The 26,552-nt window shown below is 31.2% G+C and carries 13 protein-coding genes; all 13 read left to right on the top strand.

The features are described 5' to 3' along the window. Positions 1-6: 6 nt before the first annotated feature. The 13 genes from Q0662_RS09670 to Q0662_RS09610 all read left to right on the top strand — a co-directional run bounded on the left by Q0662_RS09670 (position 7) and on the right by Q0662_RS09610 (position 26,499). Positions 7-2,430: a TIM-barrel domain-containing protein gene (locus Q0662_RS09670; RefSeq protein ID WP_298949203.1), complete on the top strand. Its 2,424-nt coding sequence runs from the start codon at positions 7-9 to the stop codon at positions 2,428-2,430. Between the two features lie 10 nt (positions 2,431-2,440). Continuing rightward, positions 2,441-4,309 (top strand): alpha-amylase family glycosyl hydrolase, encoded by a 1,869-nt coding sequence (locus Q0662_RS09665; RefSeq protein ID WP_298949202.1) that lies wholly within the window; start codon positions 2,441-2,443, stop codon positions 4,307-4,309. Positions 4,310-4,318: 9 nt separating this feature from the next. After that, positions 4,319-5,707, top strand: coding sequence for an alpha-amylase family glycosyl hydrolase (locus Q0662_RS09660; protein WP_298949201.1), 1,389 nt, complete (start codon positions 4,319-4,321; stop codon positions 5,705-5,707). A gap of 8 nt (positions 5,708-5,715) precedes the next feature. Beyond that, positions 5,716-7,371 (top strand): alpha-amylase family glycosyl hydrolase, encoded by a 1,656-nt coding sequence (locus tag Q0662_RS09655; protein ID WP_298949200.1) that lies wholly within the window; start codon positions 5,716-5,718, stop codon positions 7,369-7,371. Between the two features lie 2 nt (positions 7,372-7,373). After that, the gene (locus Q0662_RS09650) at positions 7,374-9,491 is read left to right on the top strand and encodes a glycoside hydrolase family 97 protein (protein WP_298949198.1); all 2,118 of its coding nucleotides are present in this window, start codon (positions 7,374-7,376) and stop codon (positions 9,489-9,491) included. A gap of 476 nt (positions 9,492-9,967) precedes the next feature. Beyond that, positions 9,968-12,775 carry a triple tyrosine motif-containing protein gene (locus Q0662_RS09645; protein ID WP_298949197.1) on the top strand — a complete coding sequence of 936 codons (2,808 nt, stop codon included), beginning with the start codon at positions 9,968-9,970 and terminating at the stop codon, positions 12,773-12,775. Between the two features lie 213 nt (positions 12,776-12,988). Next, positions 12,989-16,030: a TonB-dependent receptor gene (locus Q0662_RS09640; RefSeq protein WP_298949195.1), complete on the top strand. Its 3,042-nt coding sequence runs from the start codon at positions 12,989-12,991 to the stop codon at positions 16,028-16,030. Between the two features lie 12 nt (positions 16,031-16,042). Then, positions 16,043-17,521: a RagB/SusD family nutrient uptake outer membrane protein gene (locus tag Q0662_RS09635; RefSeq protein ID WP_298949193.1), complete on the top strand. Its 1,479-nt coding sequence runs from the start codon at positions 16,043-16,045 to the stop codon at positions 17,519-17,521. An 11-nt stretch (positions 17,522-17,532) separates the two neighbouring features. Beyond that, the gene (locus Q0662_RS09630) at positions 17,533-19,563 is read left to right on the top strand and encodes a PKD domain protein (protein ID WP_298949191.1); all 2,031 of its coding nucleotides are present in this window, start codon (positions 17,533-17,535) and stop codon (positions 19,561-19,563) included. A gap of 10 nt (positions 19,564-19,573) precedes the next feature. Further along, entirely contained in the window at positions 19,574-20,488 is a 915-nt protein-coding gene (locus Q0662_RS09625; RefSeq protein ID WP_298949189.1) for a PKD domain-containing protein, read from the top strand. Between the two features lie 556 nt (positions 20,489-21,044). Then, the gene (locus tag Q0662_RS09620) at positions 21,045-24,212 is read left to right on the top strand and encodes a glycoside hydrolase family 2 TIM barrel-domain containing protein (protein WP_298949187.1); all 3,168 of its coding nucleotides are present in this window, start codon (positions 21,045-21,047) and stop codon (positions 24,210-24,212) included. An 11-nt stretch (positions 24,213-24,223) separates the two neighbouring features. After that, positions 24,224-25,642 (top strand): glycosyl hydrolase family 16, encoded by a 1,419-nt coding sequence (locus tag Q0662_RS09615; RefSeq protein ID WP_298949185.1) that lies wholly within the window; start codon positions 24,224-24,226, stop codon positions 25,640-25,642. An 11-nt stretch (positions 25,643-25,653) separates the two neighbouring features. Next, entirely contained in the window at positions 25,654-26,499 is an 846-nt protein-coding gene (locus tag Q0662_RS09610; RefSeq protein WP_298949184.1) for a glycoside hydrolase family 16 protein, read from the top strand. Positions 26,500-26,552: the final 53 nt, after the last annotated feature.

Below are 26,552 nucleotides of genomic sequence, written 5' to 3'. Positions count from 1 at the left end.
CATAATATGAAAAAAAATATAATTCCTTTCTTACTTTTTTTTCTAGCCACTTTTTCATTTGCACAAAACAAATCAAGATATTTAGAAAATGTTGAAAAAAAAGAGAATAAGGTAACAATTATTGTAAACGATGGTGAGTATCATATTACTTACTTTACCCCAAAAATTGTACAAACTACTTTTATTCCTAAAGGTCAAGATTTTAAAGAGCAATCTCATGCTGTTGTTTTAAATCCAGAAAAAATAAAATTAATAGCACAATCATCAACAAATAGAACTACTATTATTTCTGATGGTATTGGTATAGATATTACACACAAACCTTTTCAAATTTCTTATTCAGATAAAAACAATAATTTTATAACCTCAGAAAAAAAAGGCTATTTCAAATCCAAACATATTCCTTTAGAAACAGTTAAAGGCAATATTGTTGCACAACAGACAGAAAAAATAGAATTCAATTTAACAAATGATGAGGTTTTATATGGTGCAGGAGCAAGAGCTTTAGGCATGAACAGACGTGGAAATCGCTTGGCGTTATTCAACAGAGCTCATTATGGGTATGAAACCCATGCAGAGTTAATGAATTTTACAATGCCCATTGTAATATCGTCTAAGAAATACATGTTGCATTTTGACAATGCACCTGTAGGATATTTAGATTTAGATAGTAAAAAAGACAATTCTTTAACTTACGAAACTATTTCTGGGCGCAAAACCTATCAAGTTATTATTGGTGATACTTGGCAAGAATTGATAGAAAATTACACCAATTTAACTGGTAAACAACCCTTGCCTCCAAGATGGGTTTTAGGAAACTTTTCTAGTAGATTTGGATACCATTCTCAAAAAGAAACCGAAGAAACAGTGGCAAAATTTAAACAAGAAAATATACCTGTAGATGCTGTAATTCTAGATTTGTATTGGTTTGGAAAAGATATACAAGGAACTATGGGGAATTTAGAGGTTTACAAAGATTCTTTTCCCGATATGAAAGGCATGATTTCTCGTTTAAAAGAAAAAGGCGTAAAAACAGTTTTAATTACAGAACCTTTTATTTTAACCAATTCAAAAAAATGGAAAGAAGCTATTGATAATGATGTTTTAGCAAAAGATTCTGTGGGCAAACCTGCAAAATATGATTTTTATTTTGGTAACACAGGTATTGTAGATATTTACAAAAAAAAAGGAAAAAATTGGTTTTGGAATATTTACAAAGACATTTTAAACTTAGGTGTAAAAGGTCTTTGGGGCGATTTAGGCGAACCAGAAGTGCATCCAACTTGGGTACAACATGCTAGAGGTTCAGCAAACCAAGTACACAATATTTACGGTCATGATTGGGCACGTTTAATTTTTGAGGGTTACCAAAAAGAATTTGCAAACGAAAGACCATTTATTTTAATGCGTGCAGGTTATTCTGGCTCACAACGTTTTGGAATGATTCCTTGGTCTGGAGATGTAAGCAGAACCTGGGGAGGTTTGCAATCGCAACCAGAAATTGCCTTACAAATGGGTATGCAAGGTTTGGGTTATATGCATTCTGATTTAGGTGGTTTTGCTGGCGCAAATTTAAATGATAACTTGTATGTAAGATGGTTGCAATATGGCGTTTTTCAGCCCATTTACAGACCACATGCACAAGAAGATGTAGCCAGCGAACCTGTTTTTAGAAGCCAATTTGCCAAAAAACATGCCAAAAAAGCTATTGAGTTACGTTATAAAATGTTGCCTTACAATTACAATTTGGCATTTCAAAACAACCAAAAAGGAACGCCTTTAATGCGTCCAATCTTCTTTGAAGAGGAGAATGATAAGTTGATGGAAAATTCAGAAACCTATTTATGGGGAAAAGATTTTTTAGTTACCCCAATTTTAGAAGATTCTGTAAAAACAAAAGCTATTTATTTTCCAAAAACAGCCAATTGGTTTAATTTTTATGTTGATGAAAAAATAGTAGGAGGACAAACTAAAAACGTAACAGTAAAACAAAATGCTATACCAACTTATGTAAGAGGAGGTGCTCTTATTTTAATGGTAGATGTTTTTCAAACTACAGAGAATTATAATGCCAAAAAATTAGAATTACATTATTATTTTGATGCTTCAGTAAAAGAAAGTGAAAGAGAATTTTATAACGATGATGGTCTTACTCCTAATGCTTTCGAGAAAGAACAATATGAAATCTTAGAGTTTGAAGCAGAAACTTCTAGAAAATGGCTAGAAATTGATTTTGAAGCAAGATTTGGTGTAAATTGGAAACCATCAACAAAAGAAATTACATTGGTGGTGCATAATGTAAATTGGAAACCCAAAACTATTTATGTAGATGGTATAAAACTAAAAATAAAAGTAGAAAATAATAGGTTAAAAATTCCAGTAAAATGGAATCCTAAAAAAGAATTAGAAATTAAAATTAAACGAAAATAAAACAGCAATTATGAAAAAAATATACAACATTTTATCGGTATTTATTTTAGCAATTGTAATTGCTTGTTCAACAGAAAAGGTTTCAGAAAAGAAAATGACGCAAGAAAGGAATAAGAAAAAAGTAGTATATCAAGTTTTTACAAGACTTTTTGGTAACACAAATACCACTAATAAACCTTGGGGATCTATTGAAGAAAATGGAGTAGGGAAGTTTAATGATTTTACAGACAAAGCCCTATCAGAAATAAAAAAATTAGGAGTTACACATATTTGGTATACAGGTGTGCCTCACCATGATGTAATTCGAGATTATACAAAATATGGTATCTCAAACGACGATCCAGATGTGGTAAAAGGTAGAGCAGGTTCTCCTTACGCAGTAAAAGATTATTACAATGTAAATCCAGATTTGGCAGAAAACGTAGCCAATAGATTACAAGAATTTGAAGCGTTAATCAAACGTTCTCATGAAAATGATTTAAAAGTGATTATAGATATTGTTCCTAATCACGTTGCTAGAAATTATCAAAGTATTTCCAATCCAGAAGGTACCAAAGATTTTGGTGCAGATGATGATACCTCAAAAGAATATGATGTAAATAATAATTTTTACTATGTACCAAATACACCTTTTGAAGTACCCGATTTTTTAAATGGATACAAACCTTTAGGTGGTGAAAAACATCCTTTAAGTGATAGTAAATTTGAAGAAAATCCAGCAAAATGGACAGGAAATGGTTCAAGATCACCAAAACCTAGTTTTTATGATTGGTATGAAACTGTAAAAGTAAATTACGGTATTTCTCCAGAGGGTAAAAAAGATTTTGATGAATTGCCAGCAGGCTTTGAAAATGAAGGTTATCAAAAACATTTTGAGTTTTGGCAAGATAAAAATGTACCTAATTCTTGGATAAAATTTAGAGATATTACTATCTATTGGCTAGAAAAAGGTGTTGATGGTTTTAGATATGATATGGCAGAAATGGTGCCTGTGGAATTTTGGAGTTATTTAAACTCAAATATCAAAATGAAAAACTCGGATGCTTTTTTATTGGCAGAAGTGTATAATCCAACACAATATAGAGCTTACATTAAAAAAGGAAAAATGGATTATTTGTATGATAAAGTGCAGTTGTATGATACGATAAAACACGTAATGCAAGGTCATGGTTTAACAGACAACATTCCTCCAATTCAAGAAGATTTAAAAGATATAGAGCATCACATGTTACATTTCTTAGAAAACCATGACGAACAACGAATTGCGAGTCCAGCATTTGCTGGAAATGCTTTAAAAGGTAAACCAGCAATGGTAGTTTCTGCAACCATTTCTACTGCACCTACTATGGTTTATTTTGGTCAAGAATTGGGTGAAGATGGTTCCGAAGACGCAGGATTTGGTAGTCCATCTAGAACTTCAATTTTCGATTATGTAGGCGTACCATCTTTACAGAGGTGGATAAATAATAAGCAATTTGATGGAGGGCAATCTACCAAAGAAGAAGAAGCATTAAGAGATTTTTATAAGCGTTTGTTAAATTTTACTATTGCTTCAGATGCTTTAATGGGTGGGTATGCAGATATTCATCAATTCAACAGAGAAAAAACCTTAAATTACGGAGAGAAAATATTATCATTTGTACGTTGGTCAGAAAATGAAAAAATAATCGTTGTTTCTAATTTTGATACCAACGATCACCATAGATTTGTGTTAGAAATTCCATCGGAAATTATAAAAAAATGGAATTTAGTTGATGGAAAATATCAAGTAACAGATCAATTGTATCAAAAAGAATCATTCACTTTAAACGTTCAAGAAGGAAAAGGGTTGATTGCTCTAAAGTTAAGACCTTTAGAATCGTTTATTCTAAAATTATAAAATATTATTATGAAAAATATTTTTTTACTTTTTGCTTTTATATCAATAGTAAGTTGTCAAAAGAACACAGAAAAAGAACAGTCAAATTCTAAGGATTCAGATCCTTATCAACCCAAAGAATATGTAAAAGTTACACATCCTGAATGGAGTAAAAATGCCACTATTTACCAGTTAAATACAAGACAATTTTCAGAAGAAGGTACTTTTAAAGCAGCACAAACTCAATTACCAAGAATAAAGGAGTTAGGGGTTGATATTATATGGTTGATGCCCATAAATCCGATAGGTAAAAAAAATAGGAAAGGAACTTTAGGAAGTCCTTATTCTGTAAAGGATTATTATGGTATAAACCCTGAATTTGGTACGTTTCAAGATTTAAAAAACTTTGTAAACGAAGCTCATAAGTTAGGAATGTATGTGATTTTAGATTGGGTTGCCAATCATACTGCTTGGGATAATGAGTTAGTTGAAAAACATCCAGAATGGTATGCAAAAGATTACAAAGGCGATTTTAGACCTACACCTTGGTGGGATTGGTCAGATATAATAGATTTAGATTATAACAAATCAGGAGTAAGAAAATACATGACAGAAGCCTTAAAATATTGGGTAAAAGAAGTAGATATTGATGGCTACAGATGTGATGTCGCAGGTTTTGTTCCTCTTGATTTTTGGAACAATGTTCGTAAAGAGTTAGATGCTATAAAGCCTATTTTTATGTTAGGAGAATGGGAGTCTCGAGATTTACATGCTAAAGCTTTTGATATGACCTATGCTTGGGATTGGAATGAAAAACTCCATAATATTTGTATGGGAAAAGCGGACGTAAATCAATTATACATTTATTATTCTTGGAACGAAAGATTTTTCCCCAAAAATAGTATTCGTATGACTTTTGTAAGTAATCATGATAAAAATTCTTGGGAAGGAACCATGTACGAGCAATTTGGAGAAGGTTTAGAAGCGGCTATTGCATTATCTGTTGTTGGTGATGGAATGCCACTGATTTATAATGGTCAAGAAGCAGGAAACACAAAAAGATTGGAGTTTTTTGAAAAAGATCCTATACAATGGAAAGAGCATGAAATAGGTAATTTGTACAAAAAACTTTTTGCTTTACTAAAATCGAATACAGCTTTGTGGCATGCAAAATGGGGTGCAACAATGATAAAAATTCCAAATAATCATGAAACTGAAGTATTGAGTTTTGTCCGTCAAAATGAAAAAGACAAAGTTTTCGCTGTTTTTAATTTTTCAAAAAACCAAAAAGAAATCACTTTTAAAGAATCTCTTTTTGAAGGGGATTATACTGACTTTAATTCATCAGAAAAAGTAAACTTAAATCAAAATACAAAATTAACTTTAGCGCCTTGGAGCTATAAAGTCTTTGTTAAATAAATTAAATTATGAAAAAAATATTTTTATTAGCAAGTATTGCACTTTTTTTCAGTTGTAAACAACAAAAATCAGATAAAAGTGAAGAAAGTAAAAACCAAAACCAAGCTTTTGTTTGGGAAGGTGCAAACGTGTATTTTTTAATGACAGATCGTTTTAATAATGGTGATACAACGAATGATATAAGTTACGATAGAACAAAAAAAACAGGAACTTTAAGAGGTTTTGAAGGCGGAGATATCAAAGGAATTACGAAAAAAATTAAAGAAGGATACTTTACAGACCTTGGTATTAATGCTGTTTGGATGACGCCAATTGTAGAGCAAATTCATGGAGCTACAGATGAAGGAACTGGTATTTCTTATGGTTATCATGGTTATTGGGCCAAAGATTGGACAAATATCGATTCAAATTACGGCACCAAAGAAGACCTTAAAGAACTGGTAGCTGAAGCACACAAAAAAGGAATTCGAATTTTGTTAGATGCAGTAATTAATCACACAGGTCCTGTAACAGAAAAAGACCCTGTTTGGCCTTCTAGTTGGGTGAGAACTGAACCACAATGTACTTACGATAATTATAAAAATACAGTAACTTGTACATTGGTTAAAAATTTACCAGACATTAAAACAGAAAGTAACGAAAATGTGGCATTGCCCCCACAACTAGTTGCAAAATGGAAAGCTGAAGGACGCTATGAACAAGAAGTGAAAGAGTTGGATGCCTTTTTTAAAAGAACTGGTTACCCGAGAGCTCCTCGTTTTTACATCATGAAATGGTTAACAGATTACATTACAGAATTCGGAATTGACGGTTACAGAGTAGATACTGTAAAGCATACAGAAGAATTTGTTTGGCAAGAGTTTAAAGTTGAGTGTGATTATGCTTTTGAAATGTTCAAAAAAAATAATCCAGATAAAGTTTTAGATGATAACCATTTTTATTTGGTAGGCGAAGTTTATAATTATGGAATTTCAGCAGGTAAAGCTTTTGATTTTGGTGATAAAAAAGTCAACTATTTTGACAAAGCATTTAATAGTTTAATTAATTTTGAGTTAAAATGGAATGTCAAACAAATGGCTCAAAAAGATGTATTTCAACGTTATGATTCCATTTTACAAACTGATTTAAAAAACTATGGTATATTGAATTACATGTCTTCTCATGATGATGGGCAACCTTTTGATAGAGAAAGAAATATGCCTTTTAAAACAGCGACTATGTTGTTGTTAACTCCTGGAACTTCTCAGGTTTATTATGGTGATGAAAATGCAAGAGAATTAATTGTAGAAGGTGCAGTAGGTGATGCTAATTTACGCTCGTTAATGAATTGGGAAAATTTAAAAACAGATCCTCAAACACAACAAATTCATACCCATTGGCAAAAGCTAGGCCAGTTTAGAGCAAATCATCCAGCTATAGGTGCTGGGAAACATCAATTAATTTCTCAAGTTACAAACGAACTTGTATTTTCTAGAATCTATAGAGAAGATAAAGTTGTTGTTGGGCTTAATTTTAATAACAAAAATGTAATCATAGATGTTTCGTCTGTTTTTAAAAATGGCGATGAGCTCCATGATTTTTATTCGAAACAAACCGTAAAAGTAGTTGATGGAAAAGTAAAATTTAACTCAGAGTTTGACATAGTCTTATTAGAAAAGAAATAATGATGAAAAAAGTAGTTTTAATGATATTGTTTTTTGTGATAATATTTGCGTCTTGTAGCGTAAAATCATCACAAATAACCTCTCCAGACGAAAATATTGCAGTAAGTTTTCAATTATCGCCAAAAGATGGAGCTTTTTCTTATGTAGTAAAATTCAAAGAAAAAACTATTATAGATACCTCTTATATTGGTTTTAATTTTAAAAACATGCCTTCTTTAAACAAAGGTTTTAAAGCGGTAGTAAAAAAACCTGTAGAAGTAAATAACACATGGCAAATGCCTTGGGGAGAGCAGTTAAATGTTGTTAATAATTATAATGAAGTAACTGTTCAGTTAGAAGAAATTGCAGATTTAAAACGAAAAGTAAATGTAATTTTTAGAGTTTATAACGATGGTGTTGGTTTTCGATACGATTTTCCAGAACAAGAAAATGTAAGAGAAGTTTTTATAACAGATGAAAAAACAGAATTCAATTTAACAGAAGATTACAAAACCTTTTGGATTCCTGGAGATTGGGATATTTACGAGCATCTGTATAGTACTACAAAATTATCTGAAATAGACGCTTTAAACTATAAAGTAAATGAAGCATTAGCACAAACTAGTATTCCAGAAAATGCTGTAAATACACCAGTAACTTTGGTGGGCAAAGAGGGTGTTCATTTAAGTTTTCATGAAGCAGCTTTGGTCGATTATGCGGGTATGACTTTAAAAGTGGATACAGAAAAACTAAGTTTTACAAGCAATTTGGTTGGTTCTAAAAATACAGACTATAAAGTAAAAAGAACAGCACCATTTAAAACACCTTGGCGAACCATTCAAATAACAGACAATGCACCAGATTTAATTGCGTCTAGCTTAATTGTCAATTTAAACGAGCCTAACAAATTAGGTGATGTTTCTTGGTTTACACCAATGAAATATACAGGGGTTTGGTGGGAAATGCATTTAGGAAAATCTACTTGGGATTATGGAATGGAAATGGTTGATGGAAAATGGAAAGACACAGGTAAAGCTCATAGAAAACATGGAGCAACTACAGAAAATGTAAAACGATTTATAGATTTTTCTGCAAAAAACAATATTGGCGGTGTTTTGGTTGAAGGTTGGAATACAGGTTGGGAACGTTGGATTGGTTTTGAAGATAGAGAAGGAGTTTTTGACTTTGTAACTCCATATCCAGATTATGATTTAGATGAAGTAACTTCTTATGCAAAATCTAAGGGGGTTCAAATTATTATGCATCATGAAACTTCTGCAGCCACTAAAACCTATGAAAAACAACAAGATACAGCTTATGCTTTTATGCAGAAATATAGCATGCATACGGTTAAATCTGGTTATGTAGGTAAAATTTTACCAAAAGGCGAATTTCATCATGGGCAATTCATGGTAAATCAATATAATAATGCAGCCATAAAAGCAGCAAAATTTCAAGTGGCTGTAAACGCACATGAACCTATAAAAGCAACTGGTTTACGAAGAACATATCCAAATATCATATCTAGAGAAGGTTTACGTGGACAAGAATTTAATGCTTGGTCTTCAGATGGAGGAAATCCGCCAGAACATTTACCAATTGTAGCGTTTACAAGAATGTTAGCTGGTCCCATAGATTTTACACCAGGTATTTTTAATATCAAGTTTAATGAGTATAAAGACGGCAATCAGGTAAATACAACTTTAGCACAACAATTAGCTTTGTATGTTGTTATTTATAGTCCTGTTCAAATGACAGCAGATCTAGTTGAACATTATGAGGCAAATCCCAAACCATTACAATTCATAAAAGATGTAGGTGTAAATTGGTCTGAAACAAAGGTTTTAAATGGTTCAGTTGGAGATTTTGTTACAATTGCTAGAAAAGAGCGTGAAACGGATAATTGGTTTTTAGGAAGCATAACTGATGAAAATTCTAGGGAAATTGAAATAGATTTTAGTTTTTTAGAAAATAATATAAAATACGAGGCGATCATTTACAAAGATGGTAAAAATGCTCATTGGAATAACAATCCTTTAGATATTGCTATTGAAACGTTAACAGTTACTAAAGAAACTAAAATGAAGTTAAATTTAGCAGCAGGTGGTGGTTTGGCAATAAGTATAAAAAAAACGAATTAATTTTCATCTATATTATCAAAGGTTTTAATCATAAAAATTGCCCAAATAATTACGCAAATAACTACAAAAACTGAAAAGTAAAAAATAATATTATCTGCGTTCACGGTATACAAGTTTTAGGTAAATCATAACACCTAATAGGGTGGGTACCCAAAGACCTAAAAATATACCATGTAATTTATCGCCCGATAAAAAAAGATATTCTGCAGCAATAATAATAAGTGCACATAACACTAACATCAAGAGGTTAGAAATGCCTATTTTTTTAATAAAATTCATTCAAAATTTTTTATAAATGTAATTAAAATTAAAATATTTTTAGTTACAATTTAAAATAATAGTTACATTTAGTTTGTTTTTTTATGATATAAAAACTAATTTCACAAAAAAATAAACTATACATTTTTATACTTTATTTTTATAAATAATTGATTTTTATTTAGTTATATTGTTTTTTAACCAAACATTATCTAGTTATGGCGTTTCTAAAAAAAAGTATCTGTGTAGTATCTTTTCTTTTACTTGTTGTGTCTATCAATTTTTCACAAGAGTTACCAATTATAAACTCATTTACAACAGATGTTTATGGAGCTGAAAATCAAAATTGGAATATCTCACAATCTGATAATAAATATATTTATGTTGCCAATAATAAAGGTCTACTAGAATATAATGGTGCTGATTGGAATTTATATCCAACACCTAATGAAACAATAATGAGATCTGTTAAGTGTTTCAATAATAAAGTGTTTACAGGATTTTTTAGAGATTTTGGTTATTGGGAAAAAGATAGTTTTGGTGTTTTAAGTTTTACCTCTATAGTAAAAGAGCAAAACATAGAAATGTTAGAAGATGAACAAATCTGGACTATTATCGAGATTGATGGTTGGATGCTTTTTAAATCTCTACAAAGAATTTACTTATACAACTTAGAAACTCATTTTGTAAAAGTTATAAATTCTAGAAGTAAGATTAATTGCTTTGCTAAAGTAGATGATGTAATTTATTTTCAGGAAGATAAAAGAGGTCTTTTTAAAATAGAAAATGGTGCTTCTAAATTAGTTTCCAATCATCCTATTATAAAAGATAATTTTATCGTTAATATTTTTAATAACAAAAATGGTTTAGTTTTTATTACTCAAAAAAATGGTTTCTATTTATTGAATAATAAAATTCCAAAAAAATGGAAAATTACTTCTGATGATTTTTTAAAAGACAAAACAATTTATAGTACGTATCAATTAAAAGATAAAAGTTTTGCTTTAGGAACTATTTCTAATGGTTTAATACATTTGGATGAAGAAGGAAACGAAACTTATAAAATAAATCAAAGTACTGGTTTAAGTAATAATACAATACTATCTGTTTTTGAGGATATTGATAATAATATTTGGCTAGGTTTAGATAATGGGCTTAATTGTATCAATAACAATTCTCATTTTAAAAATTATACTAAAAAAAGTGATTTTTTAGGTACAATTTATACTTCTATCGTTTATAATAAAACATTATATTTAGGAACTAATCAAGGACTTTTTTACAGGGAATTAAATTCTAATAAACCTTTTCAATTTATAAAAAATACCCAGGGTCAAGTTTGGAATTTAAAAATTATAGACAACATACTATTTTGTGGTCACGATTCTGGAGCTTTCTTAATTAAAAATAATACAGCAGAAAACTTTTTTAGTAATCAAGGTACTTGGGATTTACTAAAAATAGATGATAATACCATTCTGTTAGGTGCCTATGATGGTTTGTATATTTTAAAAAAACAAGGAGTAAAGTGGGCTTTTAAAAATAGAATAGATGGTTTTAATAATTCTAGTAAATATATAGTTTTAGCTAATAAAAACACACTATTTGTAAATCACGAATATAAAGGGGTTTTCAGGTTAACTTTAAATAAAGATTACACTGAAGTTACAAAGGTTATTAAAGAAAAATCTTTAGAAAAAAGCGCACATTCTAGTATTATAAATTATAATAACAACATATTATATGCTAATAAAAAGGGAGTGTTTATATACAGTAAAAAGAAAGATACCTTTATTAAAGATAGTATTTTTAGCAAGCTTATTGCAAAGAAATCATTTGTATCTGCAAAATTAATTCATAATAATTCAAGTGAAAAAGTCTGGTGTTTTGCTAAAGATAATATTAGATACTTAACTCCTGGTAAATTAAGCAGTAAACCAGAAATTAATACAATTTTTATTTCAGAAAATATACCTAAGGCAGCACATGGTTACGAAAATATAATTCAACTAAACAATGATGTTTACTTGATAGGAACCTCTAATGGTTATTTAGAATTAGATTTAAATAGTTATGTTGAACCAAAAGATTTTAATGTTTATTTAAATTCAATAAAAAGTTTTCCTAGAGATGGAAATAAAACACCCTTACATTTATCTAAAAAGATAACATTAAATAACAATATTAATAATTTAGAGTTCTCTTTTAGTGTACCTAATTTCGAAAAAATACGAATTACAAAGTATCAATACCAATTAGAGGGTTTAAATAAAAGTTGGAGTGAACCTTCTACGGCAAATTCTATTTTATTTGAAAATATATCTTACGGTAGTTACAAACTTAAAGTTAGGGCAATTATAGGAGGTAAGCTTAGCAATAATATAGCAGAATTTAATTTTACAATTAAAAGACCCTGGTATTTATCTAACGCATTTATTGCTTTGTATATATTTTTAGCGCTATTAGCACTTTATACAGTTCATGTAGCATCTAAAAGGTATTACAAAAAACAAAGAGAAGATTTATTAGAAAAAGCAAAAAAAGAATCTGAATTAAAAGAATTAGAAAGTTCTCAGCAAATTATTAAATTAAATAACGATAAACTTAGAAACGATATAGAAAGTAAAAACAGAGAACTAGCTTCATCAACAATGAATATGATTAAGAAAAATGAATTCTTAAGTACCATAAAAACAGAATTGGTTGAAGGTGGTCAGAAAAATATTACTAAGGTTATTAAAATTATAGACAAAAACTTAAATAATTCTGATGATTGGAAAATGTTTCAAGAAGCGTTTAATAATGCAGATAAAAATTTCTTAAAAAAAGTTAAAGACAAACATTCAAATTTAACACCAAACGATTTAAGGTTATGTGCATATCTTAGATTAAATCTTTCCTCAAAAGAAATAGCTCCATTACTTAATATTTCACCAAGAAGTGTAGAAGTAAAAAGATATCGATTAAGAAAAAAAATGAACTTGCCGCACGATGCTAACCTAACAAGTTATATCTTAGAATTGTAACTCCAATACAAAGTTATTTATTACCACAACAATACCACAACAAGACTCTTTTTTTTAATTTTTCAACAAAGTGCTTTGCTTTACTTATTATTAGTATTTTAAAGTTTTTCAACTGTTTTTTTTACGATGTATGTTTTTTGTTGAGGTGTAAATTGTCATTATAATAAATTTTTGACTGTATCTTTATCATAACTAAAAAATAACTTTAATTTCATGAAAAAAACTATTACATTATTACTCTTTTTCCTTATGGGTTTCAGTGTGTATTCACAGACCATAAATGTAAAAGGAGTTGTTAAGGATGCTAAAACTGGAGATCCGCTTCCAGGTGTGAGTATATTAATAAAAGGAACAACAATTGGGACCCAAACAGATTTTGATGGCCTTTTTAGCTTACAAAAAGTTGAAAGTAATGCTATTCTAGTCTTTAATTATCTAGGTTTTTCATCTAAAGAAGTCGCCGTTACTAAAGAGAGCATGGATATTTCTCTAAAAGAAGCAGCAGAATCTTTAGATGAGATTGTGGTAATTGGGTATGGTACTCAAAGAAAAAAAGAAGTAACTGGTGCAGTTTCAATAGTTTCTAGTGCAACTATTGAAGACTTAAAACCTACTAGAATTGAACAAGCTTTACAAGGTCAAGTAGCTGGGGTAAACATTACTCAATCTTCTGGTTCACCTGGTGCTGCTTCAAACATTAGAATTCGTGGGGTATCAACAAATGGAGACAGTAGACCATTGATACTATTAGATGGTAGAAGAATAGAAGATTTAAGTGTAGTTAATCCATCAGATATTGAATCTATAAATATACTTAAAGATGCAACAGCAGGTATTTATGGTGTGCAAGCAGCAAATGGTGTTATTTTAGTAAAAACAAAGTCTGGTAGAAAAAATACACCAGTAAAGTCTACTTTGAACATGAAACTTGGATTTCAGCAAACTACAAACGAAATACAATTGCTAAATGCAACCGAGTATGCACTTTTAGCTAATGAGGCTTTTGCGGCTAATGGAGAGGCTTTACCTTTTCCAAATATTTCTGGTTTAGGGCAAGGAACCAATTGGCAAAATGCTGTTTTTCAAACAGCCCCTCTTTTTAGTATTGACTATACATTAAACAAAGGAACAGAAAAATCAACCTATTCTTTAGGTTTGTCTACATTAAGTCAAGACGGTATTGTTGGTAAAAGTAAGGCAAATTTTAACAGAAGAAATGTTAGATTTAATTTTGATACAGATATCACAGATAAACTAAAATTTAGTTCTTCTACAATTTATACAAATACAAACAAAAAGAATTTAATAGAAAATGCATTAGGTTCTATTTTGTTTAATGCAATTAACATGCCTGCAACAACTCCAGTATATACAAATGGCGAATTTTCAAGACCTCCAGGAGTAGGTACAGGTATAGAAGTAGCAAACCCATTAGCTCAAATAGACAATGCAGAAAATAGATCTTGGGTAAATAAAATCTCTGGAAATTATCGTTTAAACTACCAGTTTTTAGATTATTTTTCTGCAGAGGCAAGATTTCAAGCAAATTATTCTTTAGCTAGTTCAAATACATATAATAAAGAATATAATTACGGAAACGGGAGTGTATTTAATGTTGATCAACCAACATTTGTAGATTATCAACAAAGTTATTATGATCATATTTTTGATGCTTTACTTAAATACGAAAGAGTTTACAATGATGTACATGACGTAAAAGCAATGCTTGGTATGTCAGCATCTAAAACAATGGGGCGTTTTAAAACCATTTTAACAAGCGAAGCTTCAGGTAATAACTTAAAAGATGTTCTAATAGGTGATCCAGTCTTAAATGGAGATGGATTAGAGATTTTTAAAAATAACAATGGAGGTTCTAACTTATCCTTTGATAGTCGTTTATTATCTTATTTTGGTAGATTTCAGTATGCTTATGATGGTAAATACCTCGTTTCTGCTGTTTTAAGAAGAGATGGATCATCAAACTTTGGACCCAAAAATAAATTTGGATTTTTTCCAACTGCATCTATTGGTTGGGTAGCTTCAGAAGAAGATTTTTTAGAAGAATCTGATTTTATTAGTTTCTTAAAATTAAGAGCAAGTTATGGTATTATTGGTAATGATAGAATACCTGGTTTTAGATTTGTATCTATATTAAATGGAGAAGCAGAGTATGTTTTTAATAACGAATTAGCAATAGGTATTGCTCCTGGTCCAATTGCAAATCCAGAAATTAAATGGGAACAGCAAAAACCTCTAGATATTGGTATCGATGCAGAATTCTTTAATAAAGTAAACATTACTGCAGATTACTTTAAAAAAACAACAGAAGATTTATTAGTATCTGCTCAAACATCTGGAATAATTGGTGTAGCAGCTCCAGGATCATCAGTACCCGTTATAAATGCAGGTACAGTTGTAAATGAAGGTTTCGAATTTTCTATCGGATACAAAGAAAGTATTTCTGAAGATTTTAACTTTAACATCAACTACAATTTTACAACTTTAAACAACGAAGTTACTTTTGTTGGAAACTCAACAGGAATTATAGAAGGAGGTAGCTTTGGTGTTGGTCAAGAGCCACCATCAAGAATGGAAGCTGGTTTCCCTATAGGTTATTTTTATGGGTATCAAACTAATGGTTTGTTTCAAACACAATCAGATGTAGATGCGCATGCAACTCAAACAAACGCGGCTCCTGGAGATTTACGTTTTGTAGACACAAATAACGATGGTGTTATTGATGAAGATGATAGAACATACATTGGAGATCCAATTGCAGATTTTACAATGGGTTTAAATTTATCATTTAACTATAAAAGATTAGATTTTAATGCTTATGCTTTTGCATCATTAGGCAATGAAATCGTTAGAAATTACGAAAGAAACTTACCATTAACAAACAGACCAGCATATTATTTAGATAGATGGACAGGCCCAAACACCAGTAACTCTTTTCCAAGAGTAACAACAGGTGCAACTGGTAATGCATTGTTTTCAGATTTTTATGTAGAAGATGGTTCTTTCTTAAGATTACAAAGTGTGCAATTAGGATACAGTGTTGGACAAAAAACATTAGAAAAATTACAGTTTGATAAAGTTAGATTTTATGTAACTGGTAGTAATTTGTTTACACTAACGAAATATAGAGGTTTCGATCCAACAACATCTAATGGAGCACCAATTGGTGGAGGTATAGATCAGGGTTTTTATCCAAGTCCAAAAACCTTTGAATTTGGAATAAATGTTAATTTTTAAAAAGTAAAAAAGATGAAAAAAATAAACATAAAAATACTTTTAGTTTTTATATTATTATTAACGATAAACTATGCTTGTAGTGATAATTTTGTTGATGTAAAACCTACCTCAGAAAATTCAGAAGATTTCTTTAATACACAAGAAGATTACGAAAATGCATTAATTGGTGCATACGATTTATTGCAATCTACCTATTTAAATGTTTTGTTAGGAGAAATTGCTTCAGATAATACTTTAGCAGGTGGTGAAAGTGCAACAGATGTACCTGGAATACAACAAGTAGATGATATGATACATACTCCTTTAAATGCTCAATTAAGAGATATTTGGAACTGGATGTATGCAGGAGTAAATAGAGCAAACTATATTTTAGAGTTTAAAGATAAAACAGACTTTGAAGGAAAAGATCAAATTATTGCAGAAGCAACTTTCTTAAGAGCTTATTACTATTTCGAATTGGTAAAATGGTTTGGAGATGTGCCTTTATCAGTAGATAAAAGAATTCAGTTTGGTGAACAATTTACAATAGATAGAACACCAGCAGCAAATGTTTATGCGCAAATTGAATTAGATTTAATATTTGCTGCCGATAATTTACCCTTAGTGCAAAACACTCCTGGAAGAGTTACAAAAGGAGCCGCTCAAGCATTGCTAGGTAAAGCATATTTATACCAACAAAAATATGATGAAGCTTCTGGGGTATTAGAATCTGTAATAACAAGTGAAAAATACGACTTAGTAGAAGATTATAACACCATTTTTGAAGAAGTTGGAGAAAACAATGTAGAATCTGTTTTTGAGGTGCAATATTTTGAAGGACAGGGTGCTGGATTTGGTTGCTTACAATGTAGCGAAGGTAATGTAGCAGTTGGTTTTAGTGGTGTTCGTAATTATACAGGTCCAGACTTTTCATCGGGTTATAGTTTTAATGTACCCGTTCAAGAAGTTGTAGATGCTTTTGAAGCAGGAGATTCAAGAAAAGAGGTTGCAATTTTAGATATAGAAGCTTGGGCAACAGCAACAGGCGCAACTTTTGGAACAGGTTATGAACATACAGGTTATTTTAATAGAAAATATATTCCAAGAACAAGAAGCACAGATGCTCAGGGAGATAGAAACTTAACCAATCCAAATAATTACAGAGCAATTCGTTTTGCAGATGTTTTATTAATGGCTGCAGAAGCTTTTAATAGAAGTACAACTCCAGATGATGCAAAAGCACAAACTTATTTAAATAGAGTTAGAGAAAGAGCATTTGGTTCTACAGCTAATAATATTACTGCAACAGGAGATGTTTTATATGAAAACATCTTACAAGAAAGAAGAGTAGAGTTAGTTGGAGAAGGACATCGCTTTTTCGACCTCGTAAGAACTGGAAAAGCTGAACAAGAAATTGATAATTTTGTTACTGGGAAACATGAACTATTTCCAATACCAGCAATAGAAATACAATTAGCAGGAAATCGTTGGTCTCAAAACCCAAACTACTAAATATAAAAAAAATGAAAAAAATAAAAATTATATTCAAAACATTATTTGTACTCTTTGTTATTGCGGCATGTACAGATAATTTAAGAGATATATCATTTATAGATGCAATTGCACCACCAACAAACGTGTCAGCAACTTTTGATATAACTCAAGACAATACAGGATTGGTAACAATATCTCCAACTGCAAATGGAGCTACAAGTTTTATGATTTATTTTGGAGACAACACAGCAGATCCTGTGGAAGTTGTACAAGGTAATAATGTAGAACATACTTACGCAGAAGGTTCTTATGATGTAAAAATAGTTGCAGTAAATTTAAAAGGAGAAGAAGCAGAAGCAACCCAACAATTAGTGGTTTCTTTTAAAGCTCCAGAAAATTTAGAGGTAGTTATAGAAAATGATGCTGCTATTACCAAACAAGTTAATATTACAGCTAATGCAGATTTTGCAACAATGTTTGAGTTTGACTCTGGTGAAACAGGAGTTACACAACCAGTAGTTACAGGTAACATTGGAGAAACGATCTCTTACCAATATCAAACACCAGGCGTTTATTCAGTTAAAATAACAGCAAAAGGTGGTGCTATTGCAACTACAGAGTATACAGAAGATTTTGAAGTAACAGAAATTTTAGCACCAATTGCTTCAGCATCTAATCCTCCAAGTAGAAACGATGTTGATGTGATTTCTATCTTTAGTGACGCTTATACAGATGTTGCAGACTCTAATTTTTACCCAAATTGGGGTCAAAATACACAATATACAGAATTTGATTTAAATGGTGATGCTATAATTCAGTATAGCAATTTAAATTATCAAGGTATTGACATTGGCTCAGAAATTGATGCATCAAGTATGGAGATGTTACACATTGATATTTGGACTGCAGATGCAACGAGTATAGATATTTATCCTCTACCCAATGGTGTGCAACCAGCAGACGAAAAATTTGTAACAAAGCAATTAGTTGTAAATGAGTGGAATAGTTTTGATATTCCAATGACAGATTTTACAGATCAAGGCTTACCTGTAAACGCCTTAAAACAATTTAAGTTTGTAGGTTCAGGCACTGTATTTATAGATAACCTATATTTTCATAAAGCACCAAGTGTACCGTTCAATGGTGTTACACCAATTACTTTTGAAGATAATTTTCAATTAAGTTCTTTTGATGGTGGAGATATATCAGCAATAGCTAACCCAGATGCTTCTGGTATAAACACTTCTTCAAGAGTATTAAAAATGGTAAAAAATGCTGGACAGATTTGGGCAGGGTCTAAAATCACTATTACAGAACCTTTTGATTTCTCAAATACTACAGTTAAATTAAAAGTATGGTCTCCGAGAGCAGGTTTAAATTTATTATTAAAATTTGAAGATGATCAAGGTTGGCCTAACACTGTTGCATCAGCAGAAATCACAGCCACAACTACAGTATCTAATGCATGGGAAGAACTTACGTTTGATTTTTCTGGAATAGATACTTCAATAGCATTTTATAATTTAGTTCTAATTATGGATAATGGAACCCAAGGAGATGGCACAACTGATTATACTATTTATGTTGATGATATTTCTACTTCACCAGAATTTAACTTAGAACCAAAAGTTGGGCTATCAGGTTTTGATGGTGGAGATATTTCAATTACTAATAATCCAGATACAGTAGGTAATATGTCAGGAAGAGTTGCTAAAATGGTTAAAAATGCTGGACAAGTCTGGGCAGGTTCAAAAATTACCGTAAACTCTCCTTTTTCTTTTGTTGGAGGCACAGGTGTAAAAGTAAAAGTTTGGTCTCCAAGAGCTGGCTTAAATCTTCTTTTAAAATTTGAAGATGCTACTCCGTGGCCAAATACAACTGCATCAGCCGAGGTAACAGCAACAACAACTTCTAGTGGTTGGCAAGAATTAACTTTCAATTTCCCTGGGATTAATACTGGTATAGAATTTACTAATTTGGTATTAATTATGGATAATGGAACTCAAGGAGATGGTACAGATAATTTTACCATATATATAGATGATATTACACAATTTTAATTTAGATAGTATGAAAACAATAAAATATATAAAATCGTTATTTATATTAATGGCCTTAGTTTTTATGGGCTGTCAAGAAAATGACTATTCTTTTGGGGATATAATAACACCATCAAACATTCAAATAACAGCAGAAATTGTTGGTGCAGACACAAGTAACCCAAATGGAGACGGAAGTGGTGTAGTTAATTTTACTGCAACTGCAGATAACGCAGTTTCTTACAAATACGTATTTAATGGAGTAGAAACAGTTTCATTATCAGGAAAAAACACAATTAGTTTTAGTACAATAGGTTTAAATACCTACACAGTAACTGTTGTAGCTTCTGGTACTGCTGGTGTTAGTTCAAGCAAAACCATTCAGGTAGAGGTGTTATCTACATATTCTCCACCAGAAGAATTAATTTCAAAACTATATGGTTTTGATCCTGCAAATCCAAATGCAGTAAGCTCAAGAACATGGAAAATTCAGTCTGCTAAACCAGGTCATTTCGGTTTAGGCCCTGTTGCTGGTTCTCTTCCTACAGAGTGGTATGGAGCAGGTCCAGGTGAAAAAGCGGACGTAGGTATGTATGATGATCGTTTTATTTTTAGTTCAGACGGTACTTATCAGCATGTAACCAATGGAGATGTTTTTGGTAGAGATCCACATATTGTAAATGATTTAGGAGCAAACACTTCTGGTGAAGTTGATGGAGCAGATATTTTAAACTTTGCTTATGCAGATTATACAGGAAGCTTTACATTAACAGCTCCTGGAGGATTAGAAACTATAAGTTTGTCAGATAAAGCTTTTATTGGCTATTATACAGGAGGCAATCATTCTTATGAAATATTTGATAGAGGCACACCAAATGAAATGATCTTAAGAACTACTGATGCAGCTAGTGATTTTGATTGGTGGTTTATTTTAGTTTTAGAATAAACTTTACAACAATTTAATTTAAAAAGGGCTTTATAACTTTGTTATAAAGCCCTTTTTTTTAGTTTAGTTCTAAATTTATTATTCATATTTTAAGCTTATGAAAACCAACTTTCTTAATAATACAATTTTATATATTTTCTAACTGAATTGTTGTGTTTAATAGGTTTTGTTGTATAGTTGTAATCATTCTCAATTAATTCATTTTAATGCAGTTGTAATAATCGTTTTATAGGTTTTTTTTTAATATTTAATATGTTAAACTAGTACTTAAGAAGTTGAAAAAACCATTCATGATAAATAATCACCCATACAACACCTCAACAAACTCATAGATTGGCTTTTTTTTATTTTAAAAAAAGCCAATCTATATCTAATCATTACCAACTAACAAGGTGTTTTTTTTAAAATGTATGCTTTTTGTAGCGGTGTATTTTGTTGTTTTATCATTATTTAAATATTAATTTTATAACATTCAAATTTTATTAAACTAATTCTTGCCTATTGCTATTATAACTATACTAAGAATTAAATTTAGTATCAATAAACAACACATATTATGAAAAAAAATTTATTGAGGTTAGCTCTATTATTGTTTACTACCTCTTTTTGTGCTCAAACAAATAAAATTGAAGTAGCAAAAGATGTTAAAGGTTTTAAACTAGTGGTAGATGGCAAAGATTTTATTGTAAATGGAATTAATTGGGATTATGTTCCAATAGGCTATAATGTATTAGACGCCAAATTTTGGGAAAAACCTGATGACATTATCAAAGCTGGTTTAGATGGCGAAATGCCTCTATGGCAAAATATGGGTGTCAATGCTATTAGAACTTATATTGGTATACCTCCCAAATGGATAACCTACATCTATCAGAATTTTGGAATCTACACAATGATAAATCATCAATTTGGCGCATACGGTCTTACACTAGATGGCGTTTGGTATCCAAATACAAAATATGGCGATCCTAAAGTTCGTAAACATCTTTTACAAGAGTCTGTTAAAATGGCCAATACATATAAGAACACACCTGGTCTTTTGCTATTTATGTTGGGTAATGAAAATAATTATCACCTTACATGGCAAGGTGCTGAAACAGATGAAGGTATCGTAATAAACGATCAAGATGAGGCCAAACGATCAGAAGCTAAAGCCATGTATAAATTGTTTAACGATGCTGCAAAAGCGATAAAAGAGGTTGATAAAAATCACCCAATAGGAATCTGTAATGGAGATTTATTGTATTTAGACATAGTCGCATCTGAATGTAAAGACTTAGATATTTACGGAACAAACATGTATCGTGGAGAGTCTTTTGTTGATGCTTTTGATAGGGTAGCAAAAGAGTTTGGTAAGCCAATTCTATTTACAGAATTTGGTTCAGACGCATTTAATGCCAGAGATAATAAAGAAGACCAATTAATGCAAGCGCATTATATGGTTAGTAACTGGAAAGAAATTTATGAAAATGCTTACGGCCTTGGAAAAGCACAAAACTCATTAGGTGGTTTTACTTTCCAATCAAGTGATGGATGGTTTAAAGCAGGATTTGATGAGAGAAAGAATGCAACAATTCATGACACAGAAGCTTCTTGGCCTAGTAATGGTTACAGTAGAGACCAAGCTAAAGAAGGCGATAAAAATATGAATGAAGAGTGGTTTGGTATTGCTGCTAAAGGGCCAACAGATATTAGAGGCTTATACACCTTATATCCAAGAGCATCCTATTACGCTCTTAAAGAAGCGCATAACTTTAATCCCTTTATTAGCAATGCTACTGAATTTAAAAATCATTTTAAGAACATCAATTTGATGGCTGCAGTACTAAAAGCAAGAGGAGATAAAGCAGCCGTTGGCGGAACAGAAAAATTATCTCTATCAAATCTAAGAGCAGAATTTACAACATTTAATACTGGAGGTTCTTTAATAACTACTCCAGAAATTTCAAATGGTAAAGGATTAGCATACCCAGATAGACAAGGTTTTGATCATATGCAATCTTATTATATCGGTGTTAAAGGGCAGCCTACTAACAATATGAAAGCTGAGGTTAATTTCAATATTTTAGGAAATGTAGCAGGTAATCCAATAGATGATATTTTCTACGAAAATGTGGGGAGACCAATTCAAGTAGATTCTCCAAACGGTCCTCTAACACTTTCAGACAATAATAGATTAAGAGTATATAATGCCTCTTTTGAGTGGAATGCAAAAGATTTTGATATGAGAGGTTTTTACAGAACAGGTCATTATCACTGGGGGTATGAAGGAGATTTTTTTGGACTATATCCAGAAGCAAATTACGGGCCAAATTTAGATATTTATAATGGAGAAGTTTTAGGTGTAGAAGTAGATGGTAAAGGAGTCTTAAATGGTTTAAAAGCAGCTTTTGGGCCTCAACTTTGGTGGGGTGCAAACCCAGCAGTTTTGTTAAAGTACCAAAGAAAAATGTTAGGGTTAGATTTCTCTGCAGTATACCATAAAGATATTGTAAATGGTAATGGTATTGATGAAAATGGAAATCGTATTTTTGATCCAGAACAAGCAAGATCAGGTGTAATACCAGCTTTACCAACAGAAAGAGCAACCATCGCTTTTGAGAAGAAAGGAGCACATTTTGGTTGGACTTTAGGAGCCATTTGGGCAGGTAAACCTTTAAATGGTAGGATGTATCAAGATATTAATGCTAATGGTCAAGTTGTTAATGATAAAATACAATCGAAAGACAATTGGGGTGGTAAAGCAAAAGTAACTTACACCAATGGCGGATTTAATTGGTATGCACAAGGTTCTATGATGGGCTTAGTAGCTAATGGAGGTGTAGATCCAACTTTAACTTTTACTGGATGGAAATTAAAAGATTCTGGAAGTAGAAACATGAGTAATTTTTTAACTGGTATAGCTTATAATTTTGGAGGTAAATTTCAAATAGCACCTAACTTTTTATATCAAAAACCATTGGTAGACCCTATGCCTAATGATGTTGACGCTCCAGGTCGTTTAAGAAACTGGGTAGATGATCCTTTTTCGGTAAGAGGTGGTAATAGAGAAACAACAGCTGGAGAACTCCTTTTTACATACGATCCAACACCTGCCACTTACATGTATCAATGGGATAATGATAGAGCAGAAGATGCAAAGTTTGCCTTTAATTTAGGCTTTGTGTATCGTCATTTACCAACTACACAAGATGCTGCAATTGGTTTCTTAGCAAACAGATCTTATTTTGCTTTTTCTAAATCAGCGCCCGCACAAGATTTATGGGAAATACATTCTAGAGTAGTCTCTAAAGTTCATACAGATTTAGGTTTGGTTGCAAACTTATACTATGGTACAGCACAAGCAAATGGTGATAGTGAAAGAACCATTTATAGAGGTGGAGCAGATTTAAGAATGATATTTAATAAAATGAAAGTTACAGGAATGGTAAAGGTTAACGACTGGGGACCTTTTGATTATCATAGAGATTTCAACTTAACTTTTCCATTACAAATGGTATTAGACGTATCAACTTCATTAGGAAAACCAGATTGGTTTATTCTACCAGATACAAAAGTAGGTATTATGGGTACTTGGCGTTCATTAAATGAATTTTCACCAAGATATTCACCAAATAATACATCTACTACATTTTCTACTGTGCCAACCATAAGTCCTGTTGGTTTTCCAAACGGTTCAGAGTGGGAGATTAGAACATATATTCATATTAATATTGGAAAATAAAAATTAAAAAAATGAAAACAATACATAAAATATTTTCAAAAATAACCCTATTAATTTTTTTAGTAGCTTTTATCTTTTTAGGATGCGAAAGAGAAATTTCTGGTGAAGCAGTTGTTGCTAGTTTTTCTTCAACTGCAGACGTATTTATAGATTCACCAGTTGGTATGGGTAGCGATTTTTACTTTCCATATGCGGGGTCTAAACTAACAGCTTGGTCTGTAGATGAAAATGAAGCATATCAAGGCACAGCATCTATGCGTTTTGATGTGCCAAATGAAGATGATTCTAATGGTAATTACGCAGGAGCCATATTCAGAATTGAAGGTGCAGGTAGAGATTTAAGTCAGTACGACGCATTAACTTTTTGGGTTAAAGCATCACAAGGTGTTACTATTGGCGAATTTGGTTTTGGTGAAGATTTTTTAGAAAATAAATTCAGAGCTACAATTCAAAATACATCTGTAGGTACTTCATGGCAAAAAGTGATTATTCCACTTCCAGATGCCTCTAGATTAACTGAAGAAAGGGGCATGTTTAGATATGCTGCTGGTACACAAGCCACAAATGGTTTTGGGTATACTTTTTGGATAGACGAATTAAAATTTGAAAAACTAGGAACTATCGCACAACCAAGACCATCAATATCTAATGGTGAAGATGTTACTGTAAATACCTTTATTGGAGTAAAAATCAATATAGACAATTTAAATCAAACTTTTAACTTAGGTAATGGTCAAGATATCACAATTACAACTGCTCCAAGTTATTTTACTTTTACTTCTACAGATCCTAGTGTAGCAAGTGTAAATTCATCTGGAGTTATAGAAATAAATGCTGCCGGTACGGCGGTTGTTACAGCAAGTTTAAATGGAGTAGAAGCAAAAGGATCCTTAATAATTAATTCTCTAGGTTCTTTTAGCTTTCCACCAACACCAACTAGAAATCCAGATGATGTTATTTCAATCTTTAGCAATCATTATACAAATACTAATGTAGATTTTTATAATGGATATTGGCAACCTTATCAAACCACCGAATCTGCAGATTTTAGTGTAAATGATGATGATTTTTTAAATTATACGAATTTTAATTTCGTAGGTATTCAATTTGCTAGCCCTACAATTAATCTAACTTCACTGGCTAACTTGCATTTTAATATGTATATACCAAACGAGGTCCCTTCTAATTTTGATTTTTTAGTAACAGTAGTAGATTTTGGTCCCGATGGTGTAAATGGTGGTACAGATGATACAAGACAGCAATTATTTGTTAGAAAAACACCAAGTATTGTGGCAGATTCTTGGATGACCTTTGAATTTTCATTGAATGGTTTAACTAATAGAAATAATGTTGGATTACTCATCTTCGAAAATATTAATTTTTCATCACTTACAAATTTGTATCTAGATAATATCTATTTCTATAATTAAAATAAAATAAAATGAATTTTATAAATAAAAATAAATCAAAACTTCGTTTACCATTATTTGCATTTGCAATCGTACTTTTTTCAAGTTGCGAAAATGGCGAAACTCAAACAGTTACCACAAAATCTGAATTAGTTTGGTCAGATGAATTTGATACAGATGGCGCACCAGATAGCAATAAATGGACTTTTGATATTGGAGACGGTACTGCTCAAGGTATCCCTGGATGGGGAAATAATGAGTTACAGTATTACACAGATCGTCCAGAAAACATAGTTGTTCAAGACGGTATGTTGCATATTACTGCTAACAAAGAAACTTTTATGGGGGCTACCTATACTTCTGCTAAAATCTTAACCAAAGGTTTATATGAAACTAAATATGGAAGGTTTGAAGCTCGTATTAAATTGCCTTGGGGTAAAGGTTTGTGGCCAGCATTTTGGATGTTAGGAGACGATGCTGACGGCACTGTTACTTGGCCAAACATTGGGGAAATAGATATTATGGAATACAGAGGTCAACAGCCAACAATAACCCATGGTAGCGTTCATGGACCTGGTTATTCTGGAGCAACACCTATAACTAAAAGCTACGAATTAACAAATGATAGGTTTGATACTGGTTTCCATATTTTCGGAATAGAATGGGGAGAAAATTACATTAATTATTATGTAGATGATGTACTTTACAATCAAATTACACCAGCAGATTTGCCAGAAGGCGCAAATTGGGTATTTAATAGCAACCAATTTTACATAATATTAAACATGGCTGTTGGTGGTAACTTTTTAGAAAACCCAGATTTAAATACTGTTTTTCCACAAACCATGATTGTAGATTATGTAAGAGTATACAAATAGAACAAAAATTAAATATTACAAATTAAAAATAAAAACATTGTTTTTCATGTCTT

Origin of the sequence: uncultured Polaribacter sp. (genome assembly GCF_947503855.1) — a bacterium.
In the GTDB taxonomy this organism is placed as follows: domain Bacteria; phylum Bacteroidota; class Bacteroidia; order Flavobacteriales; family Flavobacteriaceae; genus Polaribacter.
Note: the sequence above shows the minus strand (reverse complement) of the source record. Positions and strands in the feature narration are given on the sequence as shown.

Bases quoted from the DNA above. Each gene is read 5' to 3' on its own strand.
- Q0662_RS09630 (WP_298949191.1), top strand. From the start codon at position 17,533: ATGAAAAAAATAAAAATTATATTCAAAACATTATTTGTACTCTTTGTT.
- Q0662_RS09620 (WP_298949187.1), top strand. From the start codon at position 21,045: ATGAAAAAAAATTTATTGAGGTTAGCTCTATTATTGTTTACTACCTCT.
- Q0662_RS09635 (WP_298949193.1), top strand. From the start codon at position 16,043: ATGAAAAAAATAAACATAAAAATACTTTTAGTTTTTATATTATTATTA.
- Q0662_RS09640 (WP_298949195.1), top strand. From the start codon at position 12,989: ATGAAAAAAACTATTACATTATTACTCTTTTTCCTTATGGGTTTCAGT.
- Q0662_RS09645 (WP_298949197.1), top strand. From the start codon at position 9,968: ATGGCGTTTCTAAAAAAAAGTATCTGTGTAGTATCTTTTCTTTTACTT.
- Q0662_RS09610 (WP_298949184.1), top strand. From the start codon at position 25,654: ATGAATTTTATAAATAAAAATAAATCAAAACTTCGTTTACCATTATTT.
- Q0662_RS09660 (WP_298949201.1), top strand. From the start codon at position 4,319: ATGAAAAATATTTTTTTACTTTTTGCTTTTATATCAATAGTAAGTTGT.
- Q0662_RS09615 (WP_298949185.1), top strand. From the start codon at position 24,224: ATGAAAACAATACATAAAATATTTTCAAAAATAACCCTATTAATTTTT.
- Q0662_RS09625 (WP_298949189.1), top strand. From the start codon at position 19,574: ATGAAAACAATAAAATATATAAAATCGTTATTTATATTAATGGCCTTA.
- Q0662_RS09655 (WP_298949200.1), top strand. From the start codon at position 5,716: ATGAAAAAAATATTTTTATTAGCAAGTATTGCACTTTTTTTCAGTTGT.
- Q0662_RS09670 (WP_298949203.1), top strand. From the start codon at position 7: ATGAAAAAAAATATAATTCCTTTCTTACTTTTTTTTCTAGCCACTTTT.
- Q0662_RS09665 (WP_298949202.1), top strand. From the start codon at position 2,441: ATGAAAAAAATATACAACATTTTATCGGTATTTATTTTAGCAATTGTA.
- Q0662_RS09650 (WP_298949198.1), top strand. From the start codon at position 7,374: ATGAAAAAAGTAGTTTTAATGATATTGTTTTTTGTGATAATATTTGCG.